The sequence below is a fragment of the Bradyrhizobium sp. AT1 genome, assembly GCF_001590795.1.
Lineage (GTDB): Bacteria > Pseudomonadota > Alphaproteobacteria > Rhizobiales > Xanthobacteraceae > Bradyrhizobium.
This window is the reverse complement of the sequence record NZ_JXDL01000001.1, coordinates 4,216,204-4,243,035: the sequence shown is the minus strand read 5'-3', so window position 1 is coordinate 4,243,035 and position 26,832 is coordinate 4,216,204. Positions and strand designations below refer to the sequence as shown.

Sequence of the window (26,832 nt, the reverse complement as noted above, 5' to 3'; positions counted from 1 at the left end):
CCGGATGAGGGGGTTCTCTCCGCGATCTCATGTGTGGAGGCAGACCCCTCACCCAAGCGAGTTCTTGGCTAGCGATGTGCATGCCCTCTCCCACAAGGGGAGAGGGCGCAGCAATTGACACCGCGCAATTCCGCAGTACGCAGGAACGCCACCCATGTCCCAACCGCTGCTGATCGAGCACGATGACGGCGTCGACCGGGTGACGCTCAATCGTCCCGATAGTCTGAACGCGCTCGATCCCGCGCTGATCGATGCGCTCAACGTTTATTTCCAGGGGCTGCAGCGCAATCGCGACACGCGCGTCGTCGTGCTCCGCGGCGCAGGCAAGAATTTTTGCGCCGGCCTCGATCTCAAGGCGGCGATGGCGCGCCGGGCCGGGCAGCAGGAGCCGCCGGGGGTCACGGAGTCGCTGGATTCGCAGCGGCGCATCGCCGACATCGTAATGCTGATGCGGCGCTGCCCGCAGCCGATCCTGTCGCTTGTGCAAGGGGCCGCGGCCGGCGGCGGCTTTGCGCTGGCGCTGGCCTCCGACATCCGCATCGCCTCGAAATCCGCGCGGATGAACTGCGCCTTCATCAAGCTCGGCCTCGGCGGCTGCGACATCGGCACCAGCTATTTTTTGCCGCGGCTTGTCGGCGTCTCCGTCGCGTCCGAGCTGATCCTCACCGGGCGCTTCATCGGCGCCGAGCGCGCGCTGGCGGTCGGGCTCGTCTCCGAGGTCGTGGATGAGGACAAGCTCGATGCGGCCGCGGATCCCTATGTCGATGCGATGATGACGGCCTCGCCCGTGGGGCTGCGTCTCTCCAAGGAATGCCTCAACATCAGCGTCGATGCCGGGTCGCTGGAAGCTGCGATCGCGATGGAGGATCGCAACCAGGTCCTATGCAGCCGTTCCGAGGAATTTTCGGAAGGCATCAGGGCCTTCCTAGAGAAGCGAAAGCCTGTCTATATCAAGCGCTGAACGAGAACGATCCGCAAAGGACGATAATTCCGGGAGACGCAAAATGAGTGGAAGCGCGGCGGCCGTGATGACGAAGCCCGCCTTTCGCAAGGTCGAATGGCTAAAGCGCGACATCGACGTCGAGCGCCGCAACGACGGCACGGTGGTGCTGAAGTCGCGCATTCCGCTGCAGGCTTATGAGACGCACATTCCGGCCTCGCTGGCGAAATGGGCGAAGGAAGCGCCCGAGCGCATCTGGCTGGCGCAGCGCGGCGGGCCGAACCGCGAATGGCGCAAGGTCTCCTATGCCGAAGCCAAGCGCACCGTGGATGCGCTGACGCAAGGCCTGCTCGATCTCAGGCTCGATGGTCGCCCCGTTGCGATCCTCTCCGGCAATTCGATCGAGCATGCGCTGATGACGCAGGCGGCGATGCAGGCACGCGTCCCGGCGGCGCCGGTGTCGCCGGCCTACTCGTTGATGAGCCATGATCACGTCAAGCTGAAGTACCTGTTCGACTTGATCAAGCCGGCCGTATTGATGGTGCAGGACGGGCCGACCTTCGAGAAGGCGTTGAAAGCGCTCGACCTCACCGGCGTCACCGTGGTGCACGTCGCCCGGCCCTGCGACGGCATCCCAAGCGTCAGCTTCGCCGAGCTTGCGGCGACGCCGGTGACGAAGGATGTCGAGGAGTCGATCGCAAAAATCACGCCGCAGACCGTCGGTAAGCTGCTGTTCACCTCGGGCTCGACCGGCATGCCCAAGGCCGTCATAAATACCCAGGAGATGATGTGCGCCAATGCGGCGATGATGATGCAGGTGCGGCCGCGCGCGCCCGATGGTCCTGTTGCGACCATGCTGGACTGGATGCCGTGGAATCACACCATGGGCGGCAATGCGGCGTTCCATCCGATCCTGGTCGACGGAGGCACGCTCTATATCGACGACGGCCGGCCGATGCCTGGTCAGTTCGAGGAGACGCTGCGGAATCTGCGCGAGATCTCGCCGACCTATTACGCCAACGTGCCGGCCGGCTATGCCGCGCTCGCGGCGGCCATGGAGAAGGACGACGCGCTCTGTCGCTCCTTCTTCAAGAATCTCTCGATCATGGCCTATGGCGGCGCGCGGTTGCCTGACGATCTCTACGACCGCATGCAGTCGCTGGCGGTGAAGACCACCGGCGAGCGCATCGTGTTCTACACCGGCTGGGGCTCGACCGAGACCGCGCCGACCTCGACCGGCACCTATTGGGACACCGAGCGCGTCGGCCTGATCGGCCTGCCGTTCCCCGGCGTCGAGTTGAAGATGGTGCCGTGCGGCTCGAAATACGAGCTGCGCCTGCGCGGCGTCAACGTCACGCCCGGCTATTTCGGCCAGCCGGAGCTGACCAAGAAGATGTTCGACGAAGAAGGGTTTTACTGCATCGGCGATGCCGGCATCTTCGTCGACGATTCCGATCCGGTGAAGGGCATCATCTTTGCGGGCCGCGTGGTCGAGGACTTCAAGCTCACCACCGGCACATTCGTTCATGTCGGCTCGCTCCGCACCGATGCGATCGCAGCCGCAACGCCTGTGGTGCATGACGCGCTGGTCGCGGGGCAGGATCGCGCCTTCATCGGCCTCCTGGCGTGGCCGAACCTGCATGCCTGCCGCCAGCTCGTCGGCAACCCCGATCTGACCTTTGCCGACGCCGTGAAGCATCCTGACGTGATCGCCTGTCTTCGGCGCGGGCTGGAGACGCACAACCGAGAATGCGAGGGCGCCAGCAGCCGCATCATCGCGCGCGCGATGCTGATGGTCGAGCCGCCCTCGATCGACGGCAACGAGCTCACCGACAAGGGCTACATCAACCAGCGCGCAGGCCTCGAACGCCGCGCTGCGCTGGTGGAGCGGCTCTATGCCGACAAGCCCGACCAGGACGTGATCGTGCTGCGATGAATAGATACTCTCTCCAATGGTCATTCCGGGGCGCGCGCAGCGCGAACTATGGTGCGCAAATGCGCACCAGAGAATCCATTGGGCCGCAAGCGTGTGGCGAAATGGATTCAGGGCTCGCGACTTCGTCGCGCCCCGGAATGACAGCAAGAAAAAGGTAGCCCGCCATGAACTTCGACTTCTCCGACGACCAGAAGCAGCTCCGCGACCAGGCGCGCAAGTTCCTCACCGAAAAATGCTCGCCCAAGGCGGTGCGTGTCGTGCTCGACGGCAAGGCGCCTTACGACAAGGAGCTCTGGAAGGGCCTCGCCGAGATGGGCCTTCTCGGCGTTGCGATTCCGGAAGAGTTCGGCGGCGCGGGCGCCGGTCATCTCGAGCTCTGCGTAGTCGCGGAGGAGATGGGCCGGGCCAACGCGCCGGTGCCGTTCTCCTCGACCGTCTATCTCGCGGCTGAAGCGCTGCTGATCGCCGGCAGCGATGCTCAGAAGAAAAAATGGTTGCCCGCTATCGCCTCGGGGGAAGCGATCGGCACGCTGGCCCTGTTCGAGGGCAAGGGCAATCCGTCACCCAAGAACGTCAAGCTCGCCGCTGCAAACGGTGTGCTCAACGGCGTCAAGAAGCCGGTGGCCGACGGTGCGATCGCCGACTTCGCGGTGGTTGCCGCGCGCACGGGATCGAGCGGACGCGAGAGCGATATCTCGCTGTTCCTCGTCGACCTCAAGGCCGGCGGCGTCGAGGTCAAGAGCCTCACCAATCTCGATCCGACCCGCGGGCAGGCGGAAATCACCTTCAAAGACTGCAAGGCCGAGCCGCTCGGCGCGACTGGCGAAGGCTGGAGCATCCTCACCCAGGTGCTCGACCGCGCCGCGGTGCTCTGTGCGTTCGAGCAGGTCGGCGGCTCCGACCGCGCTCTGGAGATGGGCCGCGACTACGCGCTCGATCGCATCGCCTTCGGCCGTCAGATCGGCTCGTTCCAGGCGGTCAAGCACATGCTCGCCGACATGTATGTCTCGGCGACGCTGGCGCGCTCCAACAGCTATTACGGCGCCTGGGCGCTCTCGACCAATGCGGCCGAACTGCCCGAAGCCGCCGCCGCCGCGCGCATCAGCGCAACGCAGGCGTTCCAGCACTGCGCCAAGAACAACATCCAGGTTCACGGCGGCATGGGCTTCACGTGGGAATTCGACTGCCACATGTACTACCGCCGCGCCAACGCGATGGCGCTGGGGCTCGGCAGCCTTTCCTATTGGGAAGATCAGTTGATCGATCGCATGCGGAAGAAGAACGCGGCGTGATCCGCCGCTCGTGTCCCGGACGCGATGCGGCATGCAATGCCGCTTCGCAGAGCTGGGACCCAGGGTCGCAATGGACCCCGGATCTGCAGCGCATCACTTCGTGCTGCGCAGCGTCCGGGGAACGAACCGAGAGATGAGCACCATGAACTTCGACGACACCCCGCAGGAAGCCGAATTCCGCGCCACCGCGCGGGCCTGGATCGGTGCCAACGCGCCCAAGCAATACGAAGAGGAGCTGCGCAAATCCTCGCTTGGCCGCACCGTGCTCAAGAACGCCAATATCCTGGAAGTCGCAAAGGCGTGGCAGAAGAAGAAGGCCGATGCTGGCTGGGCCTGCCTGCACTGGCCGAAGGAGTATGGCGGCCGCGGCTCGTCGCCGATCGAGCGCGTGATCTGGTCGCAGGAAGAAGGGCCGTTCGGCCAGCTCTCCCGCATGTTCATCATCGGCCACGGCATGTGCGGGCCGACCATGATGGCGTTCGCCCGCGAGGAGCATAAGCGGACCTATCTGCCGCCGCTGGCTTCAGGCGAGAAGGTCTGGTGCCAGCTGTTCTCCGAGCCGGCCGGCGGCTCGGACGTCGCGGGGCTGCGAACGCGCGCCGAGAAGGACGGCGACGATTGGATCATCAACGGCCAGAAGATCTGGACCTCAGGCGCGCATTATTCCGACTACGGCATCCTCTTGACGCGCACCGATCCGACCGTTCCCAAGCACAAGGGCCTCACCATGTTCTTCCTGGACATGAAGAGCCCCGGCGTCGAGGTGCGGCCGATCAAGCAGGCGAGCGGCGCCTCCGACTTCAACGAGGTCTATTTCACCAACGTCCGCATTCCCGACCATCAGCGCCTCGGCGAGGTCGGCGACGGCTGGAACGTCTCGCTGACCACGCTGATGAACGAGCGCAGCGCGATCGGCGCGGCCGTCTCGACCGGCTTCCCTGAATTGTTCGAGTACTGCTCCAGCCTGATGCTCGACGACGGCCCGGCGATCGAGGATCGCGCGATGCGCTCCAAGCTGGCGAACTGGGCAGTGAAGGCGAGCGGGCTGAAATACACCAGCATGCGCGCGATCTCGGCGCTGTCGAAGGGCGAGCGGCCGGGGCCGGAAAATTCCATCGGCAAGCTGGTGGCGGGCTCGATGATCCAGGACGTCGCGACCTACGCGCTGGACTTGCAGGGCGCGGGCGGCGTGGTCAGCGGTGAGGATGGCGAGCTGGCCGGCCGTTTCCAGGCGATGCTGCTGCGCGCGCCTGGTACCCGCGTCGAAGGCGGTACCGACGAGATCATGCGCAACATCATCGCCGAGCGGGTGCTGGGTCTGCCCGGCGATATCCGTGTCGACAAGGACGTGCCGTTCAACAAGATCCCGACGAAGGGAAGAGGCTAGCCGTGTCCCGGACGCGGTGCGGTACGAAGTACCGCTCCGCAGAGCCGGGACCCAGAAAGCCAAAATGGGCCCCGGCTTTGCAGCGCACCGCTTCGCGCTGCGCAGCGTCCGGGGCACGAGAAAGGAGAGTTCGAAGATGAATTTCGACGACACCCCGCAGGAAGCCGCATTCCGCGAGACCGCGCGCAAATGGATCGACGCCAATGCGCCGAAGGAATTGCATGCCGAGCTGTCAAAATCCTCGCTCGGCCGCATCCGCCTTGCCAGCCACGACATCGTCGATGTCGGCAAGGCCTGGCAGAAGAAAAAGGCCGAAGGCGGCTGGGCCTGCCTGCACTGGCCTAAGGAGTATGGCGGCCGCGGCGCGACGCCCATCGAGAAGGTGATCTGGCAGCAGGAAGAGGGCGTCTACGGCAAGCTGACGCAGCCGTTCCAGATCGGCGAGGGCATGTGCGGTCCGACCGTGATGGCGTTCGGCAGCGAGGATGCCAAGCGGCGTTATCTGCCGAAGCTCGCTTCGGGCGAGGAGATCTGGTGCCAGCTGTTCTCCGAGCCCTCCGCCGGCTCCGATGTCGCGGGCCTGCGCACGCGCGCGGAGAAGAAGGGCGATAATTGGGTCGTCAACGGCCAGAAGATCTGGACCTCGGGCGCGCATTATTCCGACTACGGTCTCTTGATCGCACGGACCGATCCGAACGTGCCCAAGCACAAGGGCCTCACCATGTTCTTTCTGGACATGAAGAGCCCGGGCGTCGAGGTGCGGCCTATCAAGCAGGCCAACGGCATGCAGGAGTTCAACGAGGTCTATTTCACCGACGTCGTCATTCCCGACAGCCAGCGTCTGGGGGCCGTCGGCGCGGGCTGGAGCGTTTCGCTGACCACGCTGATGAACGAGCGCATGTCGATCGGTGCGCGGCTCGCGACCGGCGTGCCTGAAATGTTCGAGTTCTGCTCCAACCTCATGCTCGAGGAGGGGCTCGCCATCGACGATCCCGCGGTGCGCTCGAAGCTGGCAAGCTGGGCGGCGAAGTCGAACGGGCTGAAATTCACCAGCTATCGCACCATCTCGGCGCTGTCGAAGGGCGAGCGGCCGGGTCCGGAGAACTCGATCGGCAAGCTGGTGTCGGGCATGATGCTGCAGGACATTGCGACTTACGCGATGGACCTGCAGGGCGCGGCCGGTGTTCTCACCGGAAACGACGAGGAGACGGTGCAGGGCCAGTTCCAGCAGATGCTGCTGTCCTCGCCCTCGATGCGCATCGCCGGCGGCACCGACGAGATCCTGCGCAACATCATCGCCGAGCGCGTGCTGGGGTTGCCCGGCGACATCCGCGTCGACAAGGACGTGCCGTATAACAAGATCCCGACCAAGGGTAGATAGGAAATCTTGTGTCCCGGACGCGGTGCGGCGCGCAGTGCCGCTCCGCAGAGCCGGGACCCAGATGCCACAATGGCCCCCGGCTCTGCGCCGCATCACTTCGTGCTGCGTCGCGTCCGGGGCACGAAAGCGAGCTAGGCAATGGACGCTAAAGCAAATCAGACCCAAGATCGCATCGGCGTGCTCGAAGAGCTGCTCAACGAGCGCTACTCCGTCCGCGCCTTCCTGCCAAAAGAGGTCGACCGTGCGGTCATCGAGCACGTGCTGACGACCGCGCAGCGCACGGCGTCATGGTGCAACAGCCAGCCCTGGCAGGTTGTGATCGCCAGCGGCGCGGCCAAGGAGCGCTTTCGCCAGGCGATCTACAAGGAGGCCTCGGGCGGTCTCGGCGACGATTACGACTTCACGCCGCCGCGCGAATATGTCGGCGTTTATCTCGACCGCCGCCGCGAAAGCGGCTTCCAGCTCTACAACACGCTCGGCATCGCCCGCGGCGATAAAATGGCTTACGCCAAGCAGGCGCTGGAGAACTACAATTTCTTCGGTGCGCCGCATGTCGCGATCATTCACACCAACGAGCCGCTCGGCATCTACGGTGCGATCGATTGCGGTGCCTATGTCAGCAATTTCATGCTCGCGGCGCAGGCGCTCGGGCTCGGCACCATTCCGCAGGCCGCGCTCGCGCGCCACTCCGGCCTGATCCGCCGCCACTTCAACCTGCCCGACGATCGCCGCGTCGTCTGCGGCATTTCGTTCGGCTATGCCGACGACGCGCACAAGGTCAACAGCTACCGCACCTCGCGCGCGAGCGTGGCTGACACGGTGACGTTCGCGGACGAATGATCGAGGGCGCCATCTTTCGGACACGTAAAGACGGCCGCGAAAGCGGCCGTCTTCGTTTCGGTTGGCTTGGCGCCCGTGATCAGCCGCCGCTGCCGCCGATCACGGCGCGTATCGTCTCGTCCGGGCCGAAATCCTCGGCGCCGTCGACATAGAGCAGCGCGGCGAGCTTCGAGCGGGCGCGGTTCACGCGGCTCTTGATCGTGCCGACTGCGCAGCCGCAGATCGAGGCCGCATCCTCGTAGGAGAAGCCGGAGGCGCCGACCAGGATCAACGCTTCGCGCTGGTCCTGCGGAAGCTTCTCGAGCGCCGTGCGAAACTCCTCGAACTCGAGATGCGCGTTCTGCGACGGCTGCGTCTTCAGCGTCTTTGCGTAGTTGCCTTCGGCATCCTCGACCTCGCGCCGCCGCTTGCGATAATCGGAGCGGAACAGGTTGCGCAGGATCGTGAACAGCCACGCCGGCAGATTGGAGCCGGGCTGGAACGAGTCGATGTTGGCGAGCGCGCGGAGCAGCGTCTCCTGGACCAAATCGTCGGCGCGGTCCGCATTGCCGCTGAGCGAAATGGCGAACGCGCGCAGACTGGGCACGGCCGCCAGGATATCGTTACGCAGGGAGTCCGTGAGAGGCATTAATCCCTCCCATTGTTGTTGTCGTTGGATCCGCCCTCATCGCCCAATTGGGGTGTCGCTCCCGGCGCATCAAGCTTCTTGATCAGTTCTGCGAACCGATCGGGAACCCCTTGTCGCACGACATCATCATACATGGCGCGCAACTGATGCCCGATCCGGGATTGGATCTCCGGAGTGAGGCCTCCCTTGCCGGGGGTCGTGCTTCTGCTGGCTTGAGACTTGAGATCTTTCATGACCTGTTCCACGTTTCCCCGAGTTAAGTGACTGTAAGTTCGAGAGGTTTCTCAACCGGGAGCCGTTCCCTGGTTAGGCACAATGCCAGGTTCGAGAAAAAGTTCCCGGCGCAACGGAACTTTTCTCAGGCTGAGGCGTAATCCAGCCCAGCAGGGGAACCCGGGCCCCCCGCATTGCCAGGATGGCCCGAAGATGAATGGAGTGGGGATGTCCCGTTCACAGCTTGTTGCTGAACACTTGCCGCTATTGCGCCGGTACGCACGCGCCCTGACAGGCAGCCAAGCCTCCGGCGACGCCTATGTCGCAGCCATGTTGGAAGCCATGCTTGGGGATCCCACGGTGCTCGACGAGAGCCATGGGCCGCGCGCCGGCCTGTTCCGGCTGTTCACCCAGATCTGGAATTCGGTCTCCGTCAACGACGATTCGGAGGTGACGACCCTGCCGATGCCGCCGGAGCGGCGTCTGTCGAACATCACGCCGCTGCCGCGGCAGGCCTTCCTGCTGCTTTCGCTGGAGGGGTTTTCGGAAGAGGAAGTCGGCTACATCCTCGGCACCGACGTCGCCGAGACCCGGCGCCTTGCGGACGCCGCAGGCCGCGAGATGGCGGCGGAGATCGCGACCGATGTGCTGATCATCGAGGACGAGACCTTCATCGCCATGGACCTCGAGAGCCTGGTGAAGAATCTCGGCCATAATGTCGTCGGCGTCGCGCGGACCCACGCCGATGCGGTGGCGCTTGCCAAGAACAAGCGCCCGGGTCTGATCCTGGCCGACATCCAGCTCGCCGACGGCTCGTCGGGCCTGGACGCCGTCAACGAGCTGCTGCGCACTTTCGAAGTGCCGGTGGTGTTCATCACCGCCTATCCGGAACGCTTCCTCACCGGCGAGCGACCCGAGCCGGCGTTCCTGATCTCAAAGCCGTTCCAGCCCGCGATGGTGTCGGCGGTGGCGAGCCAGGCCCTGTTCTTCCAGCGCAACTCGCGCAACCGCACGCCGAAGGCGCCGGCGGCCTAGGAAGACCTGTATCGAACAAGAAGACGGCGCGTCGAAAGGCGCGCCGTTTTTGTTTTGTCGGCACCCCGCCTCAGCATCCGCGGCAGATACTGCGAAGCATGGAATTTAGTTTTGTATCATCCGGTCCGGGGGATTTTGCAGTCAGCTTGGCCTGGTCCTGGATCCAGGATTGGAGCAATTTCTCTCGTTCGGGCGACGGTGCCGAAATGAGCCGCGTTCCGTCGAAAGTCATGAGGACGGTCATCCTCTGAAGATCGTCCTTCGCCTCGGTGGGCGGCTTCGGCAGTGGCGCGGATCGCTCGACCATGTCGAGCGCCGCGGCATCTAGCGGCTCGAAGCCCGTGCTTTCCACCAAAGCGCTCGAGATCAATTTACCCGAACGATCGACCACGAATGTGACACCGACATCGCCTTTCTGGCCAATCGCGCCCGGTGGGAACACCCTGTGGCGCCAGACATGTTCGGTGACCGCCTTGCGCCAAGCGGCCATGGGATCGGACGCCGTGGGGTCGAGATCCGCTCCGCTCTGCACAACCCGGAAGGACGGCGGCACCTGAAATTGACGACCACTGAAGACAATCGGCACGGTAAAAGAGAATGAGTCGTCCTTCAGCTCCGAAGGCGGCGCCGGAAACGGTTCGGCGCGGGCAATGATCGCCAGCGCAGCGTCGTCGATCGGCTGCGAGCCGGCGCTTTCAGCCAGCGCCCGGGAGATCAACCTTCCGGACCGGTCGATGACGAATGTAACTTTGGCCTGGCCGGTTTGCCCCCATGCTTTAACGGGGAAAAACTTGTTGCTGTTGATGTGCGCCGCCAGCCTCGCCGTCCAGGCTTTGACGCTGTCGTTCTGGGATTCAGCCTGGGCCAAAGACGGAACAGCCGTGAGCAATCCGAGCAGGGCGGCCAGCAAAGGGAATTTCATCTGCATCAATGTGAATAGTAATCGCCATCAGGTTGATTGCAAGGTTTCTTGCTCGTAACGCGTTCGCAGGGGGAGCGCAATTTCGAAAGGCTGGGAAAGCCTGCTTGACGCCGTCCAAATTGCCCCGTTGATATCCGGCCAACAACATTCATCGCCGCTCTTGGGCGCCGGGAGATTACTCACCATGGACCAGCAACTCCTCGATCGCCTCGCCATCCGCGACCTCCTCGAGAACTGGGCGGTCTGGCGCGACGCCGGCGACTGGGAGCGCTTTGCCACGGTCTGGCATGAAGAAGGCTGGATGTCCGCGACCTGGTTTCAGGGACCGGCGCGGGATTTCATGCGCGTCAGCCAGGAGGGGTTCGCCAAGGGCGTGCGCATCCTGCATTTCCTCGGCGGCACCAGCATCGATCTCGCAGGCGAGCGGGCCGTCGCGCAGACCAAGATGACGATCTCGCAGCGCGCGCTGGTGCACGACGTGCTCTGCGACGTCGTCTGCACTGGACGCTTTTATGATTTCCTGGAGAAGCGGCAAGACCAATCAGGAATGGGAAGATGGGGCATCGTCCGCCGCCAGCCGATTTATGAAAAGGACCGGATCGACCCGGTCGATCCCGCCGCGACACTCCGTCTCGACCAGAAGGCGCTGGCCGCGCTGCCCGAAGGCTATCGCCATCTCGCCTATATGCAGGAGCTGATCGGCTACAAGGTCAAGCGCGACATGCCGGGCCTGATCGGGCCCGAAGTGGAGAGGCTGTATGGCGAGGGACGGGCATGGCTGGCAGGGAAGGTCTCTTGACGTCAGAGGTCTCTTGACCTCTCGAGCGATAGCAGAAGCGCCGTTGCGCTTGCGGGTACGGGCGTCCCTTCGCCGGCAAACTCACAACGCAGCCGCTTCGTGCAGCGATGCCGCAAAACGGAGTTGCGCGATCCTTTCCAGATCCGCGAGCGTGACGCGGTAGTCGCCGATCTCGATCCCGCGGCCGACGTTCTGTGCCACCATCGCCACCTGGTCCATCAGATAGGCTGCGACGGCAAGACGGCCGCGTGGAGCGGCTACCACCACAACTTTCCAATAGGCCCGCGGGACGCGAAAAGTGTCGCGCGCGATCAGGCCATGCTCGAACTCGACGTCGCCGCGGAAGGCTTCATCGTCGTCGGAGAAGACCGGCCCGCTGAAGCCGGTCAGCCGGCCGCGCGATTGCGCCATTGCACGCTCCCACTGTTCCAAAGCGTGCCACCAATCCCGATTGAGCCGGTGATGCTGCGGCACGACGTTGGGCCAGTAGAAGGCCTGTCGCGCCGAGATCGAAGCGGCGCGCGGTTCGCCCCAGCAGCCCGTCGCGCGGGCCATGAGATGGCCGCGGTCGTAAGGGCTCTGTCGCAGCAGCGGCAAATTCATCTGCAACGACGGGGGAAGCAGCGGATCGGGCGACCATTTATCCGCGCCGCGCGGCTCGTCGACGAATTGGCTCCCGTCGCAATTGTAAGCCACGTAATGCGCGAGCCGACGCGCCGGATTCATCACGACCGTGAAATGCAGATAGCGCAACACCGCTACCGCACCGTTCACGCCCGGTAGAGAGATTGGGCGCGTCTCGTCGAGAAAATCCGGATCGAAGCCCGGACGAACCGTATCGATACGCGAGGGCGGGACGAGACGCGCTAGCCGGCGCAGCAGCGCTTCCACCTCGGTGCGGTCTGTCTCGCCATTCCAGCGCGAAAGATCGGTTGCCTGCACGGCGGCAAATTCCGTCGGGAATTCATCGTCGTCGAGGAGTATGGGCACCAGCGCGCCCTTCTTCAGGCCGGCGCGTGCCTCATGACAAACCCATTCGCTGGCCGTTGACGTCTGCGACCACAGCACGACGACGGCGCGACAGTTGGCCAATTCGATGTCGAGCTCGGGCCGCCACGGCATGCCGGGTTCGATGCCGCGGTCCCACCAAACGGTCCAGCCCTGCTCTTCGAGAAGATCCACGATCGGCCGGGCACGCGGCCGATCGACATGGGTGTAGCTCAGGAAAATGTCAGCCATGCGACCTGATCCCCGTCGAGCATGACACTCCTGCGGTCGCCACGGCTCGTCGCTGTTGTGATTGGCGACAAGACGCTGCTCATGAAATCCTTACTTCGCCTCAGCCAAGGTTCGCGCGTTCGCCGCACGCCGTCTGGAAATCTTTTCTCTCATTCCCGGCGCAGCCGCGAATGATGGCGAGGACGGCCTGGCCTTTTTGTCTGCCAGCAATTTCGACCACTATACTTTAGGGTGTGTTTCGTGCAAGATGGTGGACTTGAAGCGACCGATATTGACGGTCGGATCGAATTGGATGCCGCGGCAGATTCTACGGCCGTCGCATAAGAGAATATTGTGAGCTATCGAATTGCTGCAGCCGGTATCGGCTGCCATTGCAGCCTGGGAGGGCCAGATGCCCAAGACCAAGCAACAACATTTGGACAGCACGAACGGACCGAAGCGGATACTGGCTCTCGATGGAGGCGGGATACGGGGCATTCTCACCCTCGAATATCTCGACGTCATGGAGCGGGAGTTCAGGAGGCGATTCAAGGATCCGAACTTCCTGCTCTGCGACTATTTCGATCTCATCGGGGGCACATCGACCGGGTCGATCATTGCGGCCGGTCTGGCCTGCGGATTGACGGTGGAGCAGCTCAAGAAGCTCTACACCGGGATCGGAATAGACGTTTTCCAGGCCGAGTTCTGGCGGCTCGGGCTGTTGGCGCCAAAATTCAAATCCAAGCCGCTTCAAGCCGCACTCGATGAACAGCTTGGGGCAGACACGACGCTCGACAGCGAGCGCATCCGCACCGGCTTGATGATCATGACGAAGCGCCTCGACACCGGCAGTCCCTGGCCGCTGCACAATCATCCCGCCGCTCGATATGCCGCACAGGACGGCAAGTTGTATTTGACCAAGGTGGTCCGGGCGAGCACAGCGGCGCCGACCTATTTCGAGCCTCAGGAGATCGACATCTCCTCCCGTGATGGAAACGTCGTCGCCGGCGCGTTCGTCGACGGCGGTGTGAGCCCTTTCAACGACCCGTCGTTGCAGCTGCTGATGCTGGCCGCGCTCGATGGCCATGGCTTCCGCTGGCCGACCGGCAAAGACAAGCTGCTGCTGATTTCGGTCGGCACGGGCACGTTCAAGAAGACTTACACGACGGAGCAGATCACGCGCATGGCTGCGGCCGAGCAGGGCCTGCGATCGCTCCAATCCCTCATGGATGATTGCGGGCGCGTCAATCAGGCCATGCTGCAATGGCTGACGAACTGCCTGACGCCATGGGCGATCGACCGCGCCGTGGGGGATCTGAAGCTGGACAGCCAGAGCGGTCCGCAACTGGCCACCTATGCGCGCTACAACGTGCTCCTGGAGCCCGGCTGGCTGAAGACCACGGTCAAGCGCGACCTTGCGCCGGAAGCTGTCGCGAAGATCGCGGCGATGGATGATCCCAACAATCTCGCAGAGCTTGCCGACATCGGGCGGCTTGCCGCGGAGCAGCAGGTCAAGCCGGAACACTTTCCGCCCGGCTTCGATTGAGCTGCGCCGGCGGCGGCCGGTGCTCTGGCCTAGCTGATCGAAATTCAGGGATGTTGAGCTATGGAAGTCACACGCGCTTTTATCGTTCGTCCCTTCGGCACGCAGGGCGGCATCGATTTCGATCGGGTGGAAAGGGAGCTCATCGCTCCTGCGCTCACGGCGGCTGGAATTGAAGGCCGCACCACGCTCGAAATCACGCGGCAGGGCAACATTCGGGAGGATATGTTCAGGCTGCTGGTGCTCTCCGATCTGGTGATCGCCGACCTCTCCATCCACAACGCCAACGTATTCTACGAGCTCGGTATCCGGCACGGTTTGCGCGACCGGCACACCCTGCTGATGCGCGCCAAGGATACGCAGGACAAGTATCCCTTCGATCTTCAGACCGATCGATATGGTCAATACGATCCGGCGAACCCTGCCGCCGCGCTCCCTGGCTTTATCGAGTCGCTCAGGGCGACACTTGCCGACACCAACAAGGACAGTCCTGTCTTCAAGTTGCTCCCACGCCTGACGCCGCACGACCGGGCCGCGCTCATGATCGTGCCGTTCGACTTCCAGGAAGAGGTCGAGATCGCGCAAAAGGCGGGGCGCGCCGGCGACCTGCGGCTGCTCGCGCAGGAGGTCCGCGGTTTCGAATGGGGGAGCGCGGGATTGCGGATCGTTGGCGACGCGCAATTTCGGATCAAGGCCCTCGCCGGAGCCAAGGAGACGTTCGAGCTGCTTCGGGGCCTGGACAGCAACGATTTTCAGGCCAATTACCGCCTGGGCACGATCTATCAGAAGCTGGCGGCCAGAGCGCTTGGTCATGATTCAAAGCTCGACGCCATCACGCGTTCGGAGCAGGCGATCAATCGGGTCCTCGCCCGCACGATGCCGCCGAATGATCGCGATGAGACGCCCAAGGAATCGGCGGAGCGGCGGTTTCATCGCGCCGAAGGACATTCACTATTGGGAAGCAACGCCAAGACGCGCTGGATCGACGATTGGCAGGCCGCGGCGTCCCCCGATGCGCAACGCGAGGCGGCCCTCCGCTCGCCGCATCTTGGCTCCGCCATCCAGCACTATCTCGATGGCTTCGCCGAAGATCTGGACAGCTTCTATGCGGGGATCAACGCGCTTGCGATGCTGACGATCCAGATCAATCTCGCCAAGGCGCTTCCCGACGTCTGGGCGGAAAGTTTCGATGACGGGGACGCCGCGATCGCCGCGCTCAAGACCGGCGAACGCCGCGCCGGTCGTCTCGCTGCGGCGTTAAACCTGGCCGTCGGCAACGATGACAAGGTGGTGCGGAAGGGCGAGAAATTCGACATCTGGAAGGAGATCAGCCGCGCGGACCTGTCGTTCCTCACGGCCGAGAAGCCGGCGCAAGCCGGGAATGCTTATCGAAGAGGTCTGGCAAATGCGGGCCCGTTCGAAATCGACGCGGCGCGGCGCAATCTCCTGCTGTTTCGCGAGCTCGGGGTGCTGTCGGCAAATGTCGAGGCCTCGCTGCGGGAGATGAATCAGGCCGCGCCGGACAAACCCGCGGAGCTGCCTGTGCGGGTCATCCTTTTCACGGGCCATATGCTGGACACGCCCCGCCGGGACAAGAACGACCCGCGATTTCCCAACACACAAGAGGCAATTGCCGCGGCGCGCAAGATGATCGAAAAGGCGGTCAAGGACGAGATGAACGAGAGGGGCGGCGTTGCGTTCGGCATCGCGGGCGGGGCTTGTGGCAGCGATATCCTGTTCCACGAGGTCTGCAACGCACTCGGCGTCTCCACGCAGCTCATGCTGGCGCTGCCGGAGGCCCAGTTCCAGGCTGAATCGGTCAATCACGGCGGGGTCGATTGGGTGATGCGATACCAGCAACTCTGCCAGCGGGTGACGCCTCGCGTGCTTGCCGAATCCAAGGATCTGCCGCGCTGGCTCGCTGGCAAGAAGGATTACGACATCTGGCAGCGGAATAATCTCTGGATGATGTTCAATGCCTTGGCCGCGCAACCGCGCTATCTGACGCTGGTCGCGCTCTACAATCGCGAGAAGGACCCCGACGGCCCTGGAGGCACGGCGCATCTCGTGCACGTCGCGGCGGACTGGGGATTCAAGACGGTCGAGCTCGACGCGCGGCAATTGCTGAAGGCCGGCGGTACGTAAGGCAAAGCCGCGCCGCGATTTTGCTCAATCCCTGCCGCTAAGCGGAAAACGCCGAGGTTTCATCGCCCTCCGCCCTTACGATCGAAGGGCGAAAAAAAGTAAGGCGCGACTGGCATCACCACAGTCGCGCCCTACGTCGCCGGCTTATGGGGCAGGGGGGAATAGCCGGCTGCTGAGACGACTCCCGTCCACGCGAGTCGTTCCAGGCCGTTCGAAATATTTTGCGCGCGCTGCGGCCTTTGCCGCACACGGTTAAGTGATCGTAACGGCCAAGAACCCCCGGTCCTCCGCCCGCGTTGTTCCCGCGATCGCCATGGGGCGAGGGACAGACATCCATGTCACAGATTCAAAAGGTATTTTTGGGCGCCGTCGCGATTGCCGCAACGCTCGGCGCGGTGCAATTGGCCTCCGGCCACGATCTCGCCAACCGCTGGCAGGCGGTCGCCGATGTCCCCAGCCACAGCTCGAACTATGCGCCGAGCCTTGATGCAAGCCACAACGTCAATCGTGCCGGCAAGGCGGACCGCCTAGCCGAGATCCGGCCGGCGCCGGTTCCCACCCGCACGGTCTCGATGCGGCTGAACGACCTCGCCGACACCTCGGTGCTGCTGCGGGTTCCCGCGGTGATCGAGACCGGCAACGCCAAGCCGCCGATGCTGCTCCAGAACCAGAAGCGGACCCGCAACAGGCCGACGCTCGCCTGCGAGCCGATGGTCAGCTCCCTGACCGAGGTCGCAAAGCTGCTTCAGCCCGGTCGTTGCGTGACCTGATCCGCAGCCGCGGGATCCGGCGTCCTTCCGCCGAGACCTCGATCGTTCACGTCCACTTGATCCGCCCAGCGCTCGCGTTATATCCCGGGTTCCCTTCGTTTTTGACCGGGTAAACGCATGACGACGTCAGACACGGCTGTGCATACGCAGCCCTTCCAGGCCGAGGTTTCCGAGCTTTTGCACCTCATGGTGCATTCCGTCTATTCCGAGACCGACATCTTCCTGCGCGAGCTCGTCTCCAACGCCTCGGATGCCTGCGACAAGCTGCGCTACGAGGCGATCGCCAGTCCGGCGCTGCTGGGCGAGGGCGACGCGCTCAAGATCCGCATCATCCCCAACAAGCAGGCTGCGACGCTCACGATCGCCGACAACGGCATCGGCATGGAACGGCAGGAGCTGATCGATCATCTCGGCACCATCGCCCGTTCCGGCACCAAGGCGTTCGTGTCGAAGCTGAAGGAGGCCAAGGACGGCCTCGGCCTGATCGGCCAATTCGGCGTCGGCTTCTATTCCGCCTTCATGGTCGCCGAAAAGATCGTCGTGGTCAGCCGGCGCGCCGGCGAGAGCGACGTCTGGACCTGGACGTCCTCCGGCGGCTCCGGCTTCGAGATCGCCCGCGCCAGCGATGAGGAGGCGACGCGTGTAGCCCGCGGCACCGAGATCGTCCTGCACCTGAAGGACGATGCCAAGAAATATCTCGAGGCCTACGAGATCGAGCGCATCGTCGGTGCCTATTCCGACAACATCCTGTTTCCCATCGAGCTCGTGCCGGAAGAGGGCGAGCCGCGCCAGATCAATTCGGCCAGCGCGCTGTGGCAGCGCTCGAAATCAGAGCTCACGGCAGAAGACTACAAGAAAGCCTATCAGCAGATCGCGTCCGCCTTCGACGATCCCGCAATGACGCTGCATTATCGTGCCGAAGGCCGCTATTCCTACGCCGTGCTGCTGTTCGCGCCCGCGACCAAGCCGTTCGACCTGTTCGAGCCAAACCGCAAGGGCCGGGTGAAGCTCTACGTGCGCCGCGTCTTCATCACCGACGATGCCGATCTGTTGCCGGGCTATCTGCGCTTCATCCGCGGCGTCGTCGACAGCGAGGATCTTCCGCTCAACATCTCCCGCGAGATGCTGCAGAACAATCCGCAGCTCGCGCAGATCCGCAAAGCCGTGGCGACCCGCGTCGTGTCGGAACTGGAAAGCCTCGCCGAGAAGGATCCGGAGAACTTCGCCAGGATCTGGGACGCGTTCGGTGCCGTGCTCAAGGAAGGCATCTACGAGGATTTCGAGCGGCGCGAGAAGCTGCTGGCATTGTCGCGCTTCACCACGACGTCGGGCGAGAAACGTTCGCTGAAGCAGGTCATCGCCGATTTCAAGCCGAACCAGACCGAGATCTATTATCTCGTCGGCGACAGCATCGAGCGGCTGAAATCCAATCCGCGGCTGGAAGCTGCGACCGCGCGCGGCATCGAGGTGCTGCTGCTGTCCGATCCGGTCGACGCGTTCTGGACCTCGATGCCCTCGGAGTTCGAGGGCAAGCCGCTGAAGTCGCTGAGCCAGGGCGATCTCAATCTCGACCTGATTCCGCGCGTTGACGACAAGGATGAGGCGAACAAGGAGGAGCCGGCCGCCGATGAAGGCGCCACCATCGCCGTGATCAAGGCCGCGCTCGGCGAGCGCGTCAGCGACGTCAAGGCCTCGACGCGCCTCACCAGTTCGGCCTCATGCCTCGTTGCCGACAGCCAGGGCCCGAGCCGCGAGCTCGAGCGTATCCTGGCGCAGCAGAACCGGGCCATGAAGACCAAGCCGATCCTCGAGATCAATCTGCGCCATCCGCTGGTGACGGCAATCACCAAGGCGCAGGCCGGCTCGAAGGTGGTCGACGATCTCAGCCTGCTCCTGCTCGAACAGGCCCAGATCCTGGACGGCGAATTGCCGGAAGATCCCGCGGCCTTTGCAGCGAGGCTGAACCGTCTGGTGTTGCAGGGGCTCGGCTAGCGTCGCAGCCCATTGCTCACCTTGCCGTCATCTGTCCCTAGGAACAGTCGCCTCCGGCCTGGTGTTATGCCATAGCAGGCCGTCGGCATCAGGCCCGCCGACGCCGTCGATTCGAGGATTAAGTCCATGCGCCCATCGATTTTGGCCCTCACGGCGATTGCCACGCTGTTCGTCGCGGCAGATGCCAGCGCCCAGACCTATGATCCGCGCTACCCCGTATGCATGCACGTTTACACGCCCGGCGGCGGCTTCGGCGGTGGCGGCGGCGACTATTTCGACTGCTCCTTCACCTCGCTGCCGCAGTGCCGTGCGACCGCCTCGGGCCGCTCGGCCAGCTGCGACGTCAATCCCTACTACCGCTTCGACCAGCCGCCGCAGCAGCCGCGCCGGCGCCACAAGAAGGCGCAGCAGTAATCAGATGCAGCTTATCGGATTGCAGCTCATGCGCTTCTCGTTCGGCCTGCTCATGATAGCTGGCGCGTTGCTGACGGCTGCGCCGTCGCATGCGCAGACCTTTGATCCGCGGTACCCCGTCTGCATGCATGTTTATTCGGGTGCGAACGGGGGAGGTGGAGAGTGGTACGATTGCTCCTTCACGTCGATCCCGCAGTGCCGCGCAACCGCGTTCGGCCGCTCGGCGATCTGTGATCTCAATCCGTATTATCCGGTCCAAGCGCCGCCGCAACGGTTGCGTTACAGGCGTAGCGGCTAGCGTCGGTGGACCGGCGCTTCCGCATCGCGGGCAGTGCAGCCGCTAGTCCTTCCTGATCCCCGACAACTCCACCACCTTGCGCCAGCGGTCGGTCTCCGCCGTCAGCATGCCGCCGAATTCAACGGCGTTGCCGTGCAGCGGGACGGCGCCGAGCTCGGCGATGCGGCCCTTGATGCCGGCATCAGACAGCGCAGCGTCGATCTCGCGGTTGAGCAGATCGACGATCTCGCGCGGCGTGTCGTGCGGGGCGCCGACGCCGTAGAACGACGACGTCTCGTAGCCGGGCAGCGTGTCGGCGATCGCCGGCACGTCGGGCAGGATTTCCGAGCGCTCGCGCGTGGTGACGCCGAGCGCGCGCAGCTTGCCGGCGCGCACCAGTTCGAAGGACGAGGTGACGTTGTCGAACATGCCCTGGATCTGCCTGCTCATCACGTCGGTCAGACCCGGCGCCGAGCCGCGATAGGGGACGTGGGTGAACTCTACGGCGGCCATCGATTTGAACAATTCGCCCGAGAGGTGCAGCGAGGTGCCGATGCCCGAGGAGGCGATCGACACCTTGCCGGGATTGGCCTTGGCGTAGGCGATGAAGTCGGCGACGGATTTCACCGGCAAATCGTTGTTGACGACCAGCACCAGCGGAATTCGCGCGACGCCGGCGACCGGTACGATGCCCCTGGCGAAATCGTACGGCAGTGCCGGATCGAACGAGGCGTTGATCGCGTTCGCGGTCGAGGTCAGCAGCAGCGTATAGCCGTCGGGGGCCGACGAGATCACCGCCTGCGTGCCGATATTGCTGCCGGCGCCGGGCTTGTTCTCGACGACGAAGGTCTGGCCCAGCCGGTCGGACAACCGCTGGCAGAGCAGCCGCGACAGCAGGTCGGTCGCGCCACCCGGCGCATAGGGCACCACCCATTTCACGCTGCGCGAGGGATAGGAGGGATTGCCGAGCGCAAAGGCACGCGGTGCGGCGATCGTGGCCGCGGCACAGGCGGCGGCCTGAATGAAATGTCGTCTGGTGATCATGACGGTCTCCACTTCACCTCTCCCCGCAAGGGGGACGAGGCGACGCGACCAGCGCGCTGACAATTGGCATTGCTATCGCAAGAATTGGATTGCGCCGCACGCCGATCCCGTCGGCTTGGTAAAGGATCACTAGAGTTAATCGCGCACTAACGGAGTTTTACCTTGTCTCTTAACACCTGGGCAAAGCACGCGGGCTAGATTGGCGGATATCAGCGGACGGCCCGAAGAGTGAACAATATGACCACCGGTGTCATCGAACAGCCGAAAGTCGCGCGCGCGCCGTCGGCTTCGAAGATCTGGCTGAAAGCCATCGAGCTCACCGCGCGGATCGAGACGCTGCCGGGACGCCTGTTCGCCGACGTCATCGACGATTGGGCGCAGCGCCAACCTGGCCGCGTCGCGCTGGTCACGGACGACACGAGTCTCGACTACGAAGGCCTGTCGAGGCGCATCAATCGTTACGCGCGCTGGGCGCGCTCGGTGGGCGTGGCCAAGGGGAATACCGTCGCGTTGATCATGCCGAACGGCATCGATTATGTCGCGGCTTGGCTCGGCATCAGCCGGGTCGGCGGTGTGGTCGCGCTGCTCAACACCAAGCTGGTCGGGCCCTCGCTCGCGCATTGCATCGATGTCGCCAAGCCAAGCCATATCATCGTGGCGCATGGGCTGACGGAGGTGCTGGAGGGCGCAGCGCCGCATCTGAAGTCCCAGGCCAAGGTCTGGACGCATGGCGATGCCCGCAGCGATCGCGCCATCGATGTCGCGCTGGCGGCGATGGACGACGCTCCCCTATCGCCGGAAGAACGCGGCGAGGTCACCATCGACGACCGTGCGCTGCTGATCTACACCTCGGGCACCACAGGCCTGCCGAAGGCCGCCAGCATCAGCCACCGCCGCATTCTCAACTGGGGCTTCTGGTTCGCCGGTCTCACCGGCGCGAGCCCGCAGGATCGGCTCTATGATTGCCTGCCGCTGTTCCACTCGGTCGGCGGCATCGTGGCGCCCTGCAGCATGCTCGCGGCCGGCGGCTCGGTGGTGATCGCGGAGAAATTCTCGGCCTCGCATTTCTGGTCCGACATCGTGCGGCATGACTGCACGCTGTTTCAATATATCGGCGAGCTCTGCCGCTACCTGCTCAAGGCGGCGCCGTCGGAATACGAGAACCGCCATCGTCTCCGCCTCGTCTGCGGCAACGGCCTGCGCGGCGACATCTGGGACGACTTTCAGGCGCGTTTCGCCATTCCCCGGATCCTCGAATTCTATGCGGCGACCGAAGGCAATTTCTCGCTGTTCAACGTCGAGGGACAGCCGGGCGCGATCGGCCGCATCCCACCGCTGCTCGCGCATCGCTTCCCTGCCAATCTCGTCAAGCTCGACCCCGATAGCGGCACGCCGCTGCGCAACGAAGAGGGGTTTTGCATCGCCTGCGCCCGCGGCGAGGCCGGCGAAGCCATCGGCCGCATCGGCACCGCCGATGAGGGTGGAGGCCGCTTCGAGGGCTATACCGACGCCGGCGAAACCGAGAAGAAGATTCTTCGAAATGTCTTTGCGAAAGGCGATGCCTGGTTTCGTACCGGCGATCTAATGCGGATCGACGACAAGGGGTTCTTCCATTTCGTCGATCGGATCGGCGACACGTTCCGCTGGAAGGGCGAGAACGTCGCGACCTCGGAGGTGAACGACGCGATGCGCGATTTCACCGGCGTGGTCGATGCCACTACCTACGGCGTCAGCATCCCAGGGGCCGACGGGCGTGCCGGCATGAGCGCGATCGTCGTCAACGAGGGTTTTGACATCGCGGCATTGCCCGCGCATCTCGCGCAGCGTCTGCCGGTCTATGCACATCCCGTCTTCATCCGCATCTCCAGCGAGATCGATGCGACCGAGACGTTCAAGCAGAAGAAGGGCGACCTGGCGCGGGAAGGCTTCGATCCCGCCGGGATCTCCGATCCGCTGTTCATGATGGATTCCAGATCCGGGGCCTACGTCCCGCTGGATGCCGAGGCTCATGCACGGATCCTGGACGGCTCGACCAGGCTGTAGATCTCCAAAATCGGCAGATAGGTCCAATTTTATCTGAATTGTCCAAGAAGGCATTTACTTCTCTCGGGTAAACAAGCCGCCATGGGGAGGCGGCCAGCAAGAGCCGCCGCAACGCCAACGATAACAAAGCGAGCCAGCCATGTCGGTAAGGTCTAAGGTCATTGAGGCGATCCAGCAGATCGCCAGGGAGCAGCACGTCACGCTTCCCGCGCTTTCGGACGATCTGTCGCTGCACGAGACGGGCTTCGACTCGCTCGCCTTCGCCATCCTCGTCGCACGTCTCGAGGACGACACCGGCATCGATCCCTTCACCATTTCCGAGGACGCAGCATTCCCCGCCACCGTGGGCGATTTCGTGCGGGCCTACGAAAATGTCCCCGCGTGAGATCTTCGCGCTTCGCGACCATCTTGGCGCGGAGCTGAAAGGCCGCACGATCTCCGACGCGCATGATGTCGTGTCACTGACCGACATCCTGTCGCAGACGGTCCTCGGTGGCCGCCTGCATGAATTGTCGGGCCGCTCCGTGCTGCTCAAATTGTCCGACCAGCTCCGGTCGGGCCTCGCCATGATCGAGCTCGACGGCATCGCGCGCCGCATGTTGCTCTGTCCGCCCGATCTCAACCCTAATCATCTGGACGCGTTGATCGCGGATGCCGCGATCGACGCCGTCGTCACCGACGAGCCCGATCGCTGGGCCGGCTCGGGCGTCGCGCTCGTCATCACCGCGCAATTGCCGCTCCAAGCCGCTGCGCCGGCCAAGTCCGAGCGCGCCACGGAATGGCTGATGCTCACCTCGGGCACCTCAGGCGTGCCGAAGATCGTCGGCCATACGCTGGAAGCGCTGACCGGTGCGATCGTCGCCGAAGGCCCCGCGCGTGGGCCCGCGCCGGTCTGGGCCACGTTCTACGATATTCGCCGCTATGGCGGCCTCCAGATCTTCCTTCGCGCCGTCCTGTCCGGCGGCTCGATGGTGCTGTCGGATCCGCATGAGGCGCTCGGTGATCACGTCGCGCGCCTGAAAGCGCGCGGGGTCTCGCATATCTCCGGTACGCCGTCGCACTGGCGCAAGCTGCTGATGAGCGGTTCGGCCGCGCAATTTGCCCCGGCTTACGTCCGCCTCTCCGGTGAAATCGCGGACCAGGCGGTGCTCGACGGATTGAAGGCGGCGTTCCCCAACTCCTCCGTCGGCCACGCCTACGCCTCGACCGAGGCGGGCGTCGGCTTCGCCGTCAATGACGGGCTGGAAGGCTTTCCGGCCGACTATCTCGGCAATCGCAACGGCGTCGAGATGAAAGTGGTCGACGGCTCGCTCCGTATCCGTTCGACGCGCACCGCGCATGCCTATGTCGGCCGCGATGCGGCGGCGCTCACCGATGACGACGGATTCGTCGACAGCGGCGATATCGTCGAGCTGCGCGGCGACCGTTATTATTTCGTCGGCCGCCGCGGCGGCATCATCAATATCGGCGGGCTGAAGGTCCATCCCGAGGAGATCGAGGCGGTGATCAACCGCCATCCGGACGTGCGGATGTCGCGGGCCAAGTCACGGAAGAGCCCGATCACCGGCGGCATCGTGGTCGCCGACGTGATCCTCACCGAGGGCACCGATCCGACGCGTGCGAAAGAGATCCGCGACCAGATCCTGGAGCGGTGCCGCGCGCAGCTCGCGTCCCACAAGGTGCCGGCGGTGATCCGCTTCGTCGAGGCGCTCGACGTCACTCCGGCCGGAAAACTGGCGCGAACCGATGCATAATGTCCTCGTCACCGGCGGCAGCCGCGGCATCGGTCTTTCGATCGGCAGGCGCCTCGCTGGCGCCGGCTACAACGTGATCGCCGCGGCGCGGCGCGAGAGCGAAGAGCTCAGGGCGGCGATCGCCGGGTCCGAAGGGCGTCTGCATTTCCGCGCCTGCGACCTCGCGGTGATCGACGCGATTCCGGCCTTTGCAAAACTGGTGCGCGACGAATTCGGCCCGGTCTACGGCCTCGTCAACAATGCCGGCCTCGGCACCGAAGGCCTGCTCGCCACCATGCACAATTCCGAGATCGAGGCGCTGGTGCAGCTCAACGTGCTGTCGCCGATCATCCTCACCAAATACGTCGCGCGGCAGATGATGGCCGACGGCGCCGGCCGCATCATCAACATCTCCTCGATCATCGCGACCACCGGCTATAACGGCCTGTCCGTCTATGGTGCGACCAAGGCCGCCGCAACCGGCTTCACCCGCTCGCTGGCGCGCGAGGTCGGCAAGCTCGGCATCACCGTCAATGCGATCGCGCCGGGCTTCATCGACACCGAGCTCACGCACAATCTGTCCGACGAGGCGCGCAAGCGCATCGCCGGCCGCAGCGCCTTGCGCCGCCTGCCGGAGACGGACGACGTCGCGCGCATGGTGGAATATCTGCTGGGAGACGGCGGCCGCAACGTCACCGGCACCGTGTTCACCATCGATGCGGGCAACACGGCCTGAGTGGAACTCCGCCGGCCATAGCTGCGTTGATACGGCTCAATGACATTCAGCCGGATTTGGTCGTAAGATGCGCCGCAATCGATTGGGTTATGTCAATCGATCTGCCCTAATCGACAGGGAGCAGTCCATGGCCATGCCCAACATGACCGCTTCAAATCGGGGCCGAACGGAGCAATCCCGCGCCAAGCTGGATGATGTCCACTGCCCGCCGATGACGCATCAGAATTCCGGCAGTCACGGCTATGAAATGTACCCGCAGCAATTCGTGCACCTGGTCGGCTGCCGCGATGCGTCGCTCGATACTTTGCGCAAGCGTCAGGACGAGAAGCTGCATTAGCCGCTCACGTCCGGTGCTTCGGCAAGTCCTTCGGCAGGTCAATTCGTTCGTGTGAAAATTCCGGCGGCCCTTCGGTGAGGCGACGGATGCGGCGCTCGCGTTCGTCTGCCGGTAGCGCGGGATCGAGCAGCGTCTCGATCTCGTGGACCGCGACCTCTTCGATCCTGGTGGCCTCTGACGCGATCGGGTGCTGCGACGGCAGCACCGGGGGTGCGATCTTCAGGCCCAGCTCGATCAGCTTGCAGATTGCATCCGAGCGGGTCAGGCGATGGGCTTCGGCCCAGGCGTCGACGGCCTCCGTCAGTCTCTCGGGCAGCTTCACGGCGCTGACCGGGTCGATGCCCGTGCGCCGGCGGACCGGAGAGGTGGAGTCCTTGTTGCCGAAGTCGGACACCTCGATCATCCCATGCAAGTCTGTGGAGCTGAAGGACGATAGCCGCAACTTCCGGCCGGTCGTTTGATGCCGATCAATGACCCGCCGCGGCATTGCAACGCGGCGGCATCTTGTTGTTGCCTTGTCTTGTCGTCCTGGCCCATTTCGGCCAATGATCGAAAGGGGCCGCCGGCCGGCGAACCCGGATCGATCCTGCCACGTATTTGTTGCGCATTCCAACCATCCGGGATCCCGATGACCTCAGGCGAATCCTTCTATGGCGGCATTCCCGTCTTCCGCGGCTTCACCAGCCTGATGGACCCTGCGCTTTATGCGCCGCTCCCGGACGATTGGAGCATCGGGGTTGCCGATATCGTCGATTCCACCAAGGCGATCGCGGCGCAGCGCTACAAGGCGGTGAATATGGCCGGCGCCGCCGTGATCGCGGCGGTGACGAACGCGCTGCAGGGGCGCGAATTCCCCTTCGTGTTCGGCGGCGACGGTGCGAGCTTTGCGGTCGCGCCCGGCGATCTCGATGCGGCGCGCGATGCGCTTGCCGCGACCGCCACCTGGGTGCGGGAGGATCTCGACCTGAGGATGCGCGTCGCGCTGGTGCCGGTGAGCGCCATCCGCGCGCGCGGTCTCGACGTGCGCGTCGCACGCTTCGGTCCGTCGGCGAACCTGTCCTATGCGATGTTCTCCGGCGGCGGGCTCGCCTTCGCCGACGCCGCGATGAAACGCGGCGAGTTCGCTGTCGCTGAGGCGCCGGCGGGGACGCAGCCCGACCTGTCCGGACTGTCCTGCCGCTTCGAGACGATGCCGGCCTCGCGCGGG

Annotated in this window: 26 protein-coding genes; 20 read left to right on the top strand and 6 right to left on the bottom strand. The window is 64.1% G+C overall.

Annotation, left to right across the window (positions count from 1 at the left end):
• The first annotated feature begins 154 nt into the window (after nucleotides 1-154).
• From SE92_RS19780 to SE92_RS19755, 6 genes are all read left to right on the top strand, one after another.
• The gene (locus SE92_RS19780) at nucleotides 155-961 is read left to right on the top strand and encodes an enoyl-CoA hydratase/isomerase family protein (RefSeq protein ID WP_063197663.1); all 807 of its coding nucleotides are present in this window, start codon (nucleotides 155-157) and stop codon (nucleotides 959-961) included.
• A 43-nt stretch (nucleotides 962-1,004) separates the two neighbouring features.
• The gene (locus tag SE92_RS19775; RefSeq protein WP_063197661.1) at nucleotides 1,005-2,876 is read left to right on the top strand and encodes an AMP-binding protein; all 1,872 of its coding nucleotides are present in this window, start codon (nucleotides 1,005-1,007) and stop codon (nucleotides 2,874-2,876) included.
• A gap of 164 nt (nucleotides 2,877-3,040) precedes the next feature.
• Nucleotides 3,041-4,168 carry an acyl-CoA dehydrogenase family protein gene (locus tag SE92_RS19770; RefSeq protein WP_063197659.1) on the top strand — a complete coding sequence of 376 codons (1,128 nt, stop codon included), beginning with the start codon at nucleotides 3,041-3,043 and terminating at the stop codon, nucleotides 4,166-4,168.
• A 142-nt stretch (nucleotides 4,169-4,310) separates the two neighbouring features.
• Nucleotides 4,311-5,555, top strand: coding sequence for an acyl-CoA dehydrogenase (locus tag SE92_RS19765; protein WP_063197657.1), 1,245 nt, complete (start codon nucleotides 4,311-4,313; stop codon nucleotides 5,553-5,555).
• Between the two features lie 136 nt (nucleotides 5,556-5,691).
• Complete coding sequence (locus SE92_RS19760) at nucleotides 5,692-6,936, top strand: acyl-CoA dehydrogenase (protein WP_063203646.1); 1,245 nt, start codon at nucleotides 5,692-5,694, stop codon at nucleotides 6,934-6,936.
• A 138-nt stretch (nucleotides 6,937-7,074) separates the two neighbouring features.
• The gene (locus SE92_RS19755; RefSeq protein ID WP_063197655.1) at nucleotides 7,075-7,776 is read left to right on the top strand and encodes a nitroreductase; all 702 of its coding nucleotides are present in this window, start codon (nucleotides 7,075-7,077) and stop codon (nucleotides 7,774-7,776) included.
• Between the two features lie 79 nt (nucleotides 7,777-7,855).
• Here SE92_RS19755 and SE92_RS19750 read toward each other — a convergent pair whose 3' ends face one another.
• Entirely contained in the window at nucleotides 7,856-8,404 is a 549-nt protein-coding gene (locus SE92_RS19750; protein WP_084251855.1) for a sigma-70 family RNA polymerase sigma factor, read from the bottom strand.
• A complete protein-coding gene (locus SE92_RS19745; RefSeq protein ID WP_063197653.1) occupies nucleotides 8,404-8,637 on the bottom strand; it encodes a NepR family anti-sigma factor in 234 nt (77 codons plus the stop codon). The genes SE92_RS19750 and SE92_RS19745 overlap by 1 nt, the downstream gene beginning before the upstream one ends.
• Before the next feature lie 208 nt (nucleotides 8,638-8,845).
• Between SE92_RS19745 and SE92_RS19740 the strand changes: the two genes are divergently transcribed.
• Entirely contained in the window at nucleotides 8,846-9,652 is an 807-nt protein-coding gene (locus tag SE92_RS19740; RefSeq protein ID WP_063197651.1) for a response regulator, read from the top strand.
• 70 nt (nucleotides 9,653-9,722) lie between these two features.
• On the opposite strand, the gene SE92_RS19735 is transcribed toward SE92_RS19740, so the two are convergent.
• A complete protein-coding gene (locus SE92_RS19735) occupies nucleotides 9,723-10,580 on the bottom strand; it encodes an energy transducer TonB family protein (RefSeq protein WP_063197649.1) in 858 nt (285 codons plus the stop codon).
• A 178-nt stretch (nucleotides 10,581-10,758) separates the two neighbouring features.
• Here SE92_RS19735 and SE92_RS19730 point away from each other — a divergent pair, with 178 nt between their 5' ends.
• Complete coding sequence (locus SE92_RS19730) at nucleotides 10,759-11,373, top strand: nuclear transport factor 2 family protein (RefSeq protein ID WP_063197647.1); 615 nt, start codon at nucleotides 10,759-10,761, stop codon at nucleotides 11,371-11,373.
• An 81-nt stretch (nucleotides 11,374-11,454) separates the two neighbouring features.
• On the opposite strand, the gene SE92_RS19725 is transcribed toward SE92_RS19730, so the two are convergent.
• The gene (locus tag SE92_RS19725) at nucleotides 11,455-12,612 is read right to left on the bottom strand and encodes a DNA/RNA non-specific endonuclease (RefSeq protein WP_063197645.1); all 1,158 of its coding nucleotides are present in this window, start codon (nucleotides 12,610-12,612) and stop codon (nucleotides 11,455-11,457) included.
• A 391-nt stretch (nucleotides 12,613-13,003) separates the two neighbouring features.
• Here SE92_RS19725 and SE92_RS19720 point away from each other — a divergent pair, with 391 nt between their 5' ends.
• The 6 genes from SE92_RS19720 (at nucleotide 13,004) to SE92_RS19695 (ending at nucleotide 19,753) form a co-directional block, all read left to right on the top strand.
• On the top strand, nucleotides 13,004-14,137 hold the full coding sequence (locus tag SE92_RS19720) for a patatin-like phospholipase family protein (protein ID WP_063203644.1): 1,134 nt from the start codon (nucleotides 13,004-13,006) through the stop codon (nucleotides 14,135-14,137).
• A 60-nt stretch (nucleotides 14,138-14,197) separates the two neighbouring features.
• A complete protein-coding gene (locus SE92_RS19715) occupies nucleotides 14,198-16,279 on the top strand; it encodes a tetratricopeptide repeat-containing protein (protein WP_063197643.1) in 2,082 nt (693 codons plus the stop codon).
• Nucleotides 16,280-16,614: 335 nt separating this feature from the next.
• Entirely contained in the window at nucleotides 16,615-17,049 is a 435-nt protein-coding gene (locus SE92_RS19710; protein WP_063197641.1) for a hypothetical protein, read from the top strand.
• A gap of 117 nt (nucleotides 17,050-17,166) precedes the next feature.
• A complete protein-coding gene (htpG, locus tag SE92_RS19705; RefSeq protein ID WP_063197639.1) occupies nucleotides 17,167-19,041 on the top strand; it encodes a molecular chaperone HtpG in 1,875 nt (624 codons plus the stop codon).
• Between the two features lie 126 nt (nucleotides 19,042-19,167).
• Complete coding sequence (locus SE92_RS19700) at nucleotides 19,168-19,455, top strand: DUF3551 domain-containing protein (RefSeq protein ID WP_063197637.1); 288 nt, start codon at nucleotides 19,168-19,170, stop codon at nucleotides 19,453-19,455.
• A 28-nt stretch (nucleotides 19,456-19,483) separates the two neighbouring features.
• Nucleotides 19,484-19,753, top strand: coding sequence for a DUF3551 domain-containing protein (locus SE92_RS19695; protein ID WP_063203643.1), 270 nt, complete (start codon nucleotides 19,484-19,486; stop codon nucleotides 19,751-19,753).
• A 42-nt stretch (nucleotides 19,754-19,795) separates the two neighbouring features.
• Here the strand turns inward: SE92_RS19695 and SE92_RS19690 are convergent, their stop codons facing one another.
• Complete coding sequence (locus tag SE92_RS19690) at nucleotides 19,796-20,776, bottom strand: Bug family tripartite tricarboxylate transporter substrate binding protein (RefSeq protein WP_063203642.1); 981 nt, start codon at nucleotides 20,774-20,776, stop codon at nucleotides 19,796-19,798.
• Between the two features lie 228 nt (nucleotides 20,777-21,004).
• Between SE92_RS19690 and SE92_RS19685 the strand changes: the two genes are divergently transcribed.
• The 5 genes from SE92_RS19685 to SE92_RS19665 all read left to right on the top strand — a co-directional run bounded on the left by SE92_RS19685 (nucleotide 21,005) and on the right by SE92_RS19665 (nucleotide 25,625).
• A complete protein-coding gene (locus SE92_RS19685) occupies nucleotides 21,005-22,819 on the top strand; it encodes a long-chain-acyl-CoA synthetase (protein ID WP_063197635.1) in 1,815 nt (604 codons plus the stop codon).
• Nucleotides 22,820-22,958: 139 nt separating this feature from the next.
• The gene (locus SE92_RS19680) at nucleotides 22,959-23,204 is read left to right on the top strand and encodes an acyl carrier protein (protein ID WP_063197633.1); all 246 of its coding nucleotides are present in this window, start codon (nucleotides 22,959-22,961) and stop codon (nucleotides 23,202-23,204) included.
• Nucleotides 23,191-24,573 (top strand): class I adenylate-forming enzyme family protein, encoded by a 1,383-nt coding sequence (locus tag SE92_RS19675; RefSeq protein WP_063197631.1) that lies wholly within the window; start codon nucleotides 23,191-23,193, stop codon nucleotides 24,571-24,573. Before SE92_RS19680 ends, SE92_RS19675 begins: the two co-directional genes overlap by 14 nt.
• Nucleotides 24,566-25,288: an SDR family NAD(P)-dependent oxidoreductase gene (locus SE92_RS19670; RefSeq protein ID WP_063197629.1), complete on the top strand. Its 723-nt coding sequence runs from the start codon at nucleotides 24,566-24,568 to the stop codon at nucleotides 25,286-25,288. The genes SE92_RS19675 and SE92_RS19670 overlap by 8 nt, the downstream gene beginning before the upstream one ends.
• Nucleotides 25,289-25,415: 127 nt before the next feature.
• Nucleotides 25,416-25,625 (top strand): hypothetical protein, encoded by a 210-nt coding sequence (locus tag SE92_RS19665; RefSeq protein WP_157095570.1) that lies wholly within the window; start codon nucleotides 25,416-25,418, stop codon nucleotides 25,623-25,625.
• Between the two features lie 4 nt (nucleotides 25,626-25,629).
• On the opposite strand, the gene SE92_RS19660 is transcribed toward SE92_RS19665, so the two are convergent.
• Nucleotides 25,630-26,028, bottom strand: coding sequence for a hypothetical protein (locus SE92_RS19660; RefSeq protein WP_063197627.1), 399 nt, complete (start codon nucleotides 26,026-26,028; stop codon nucleotides 25,630-25,632).
• Nucleotides 26,029-26,253: 225 nt separating this feature from the next.
• Here SE92_RS19660 and SE92_RS19655 point away from each other — a divergent pair.
• On the top strand, nucleotides 26,254-26,832 hold a 579-nt coding region (locus SE92_RS19655), incomplete at its 3' end, for a DUF3095 family protein (protein WP_157095913.1).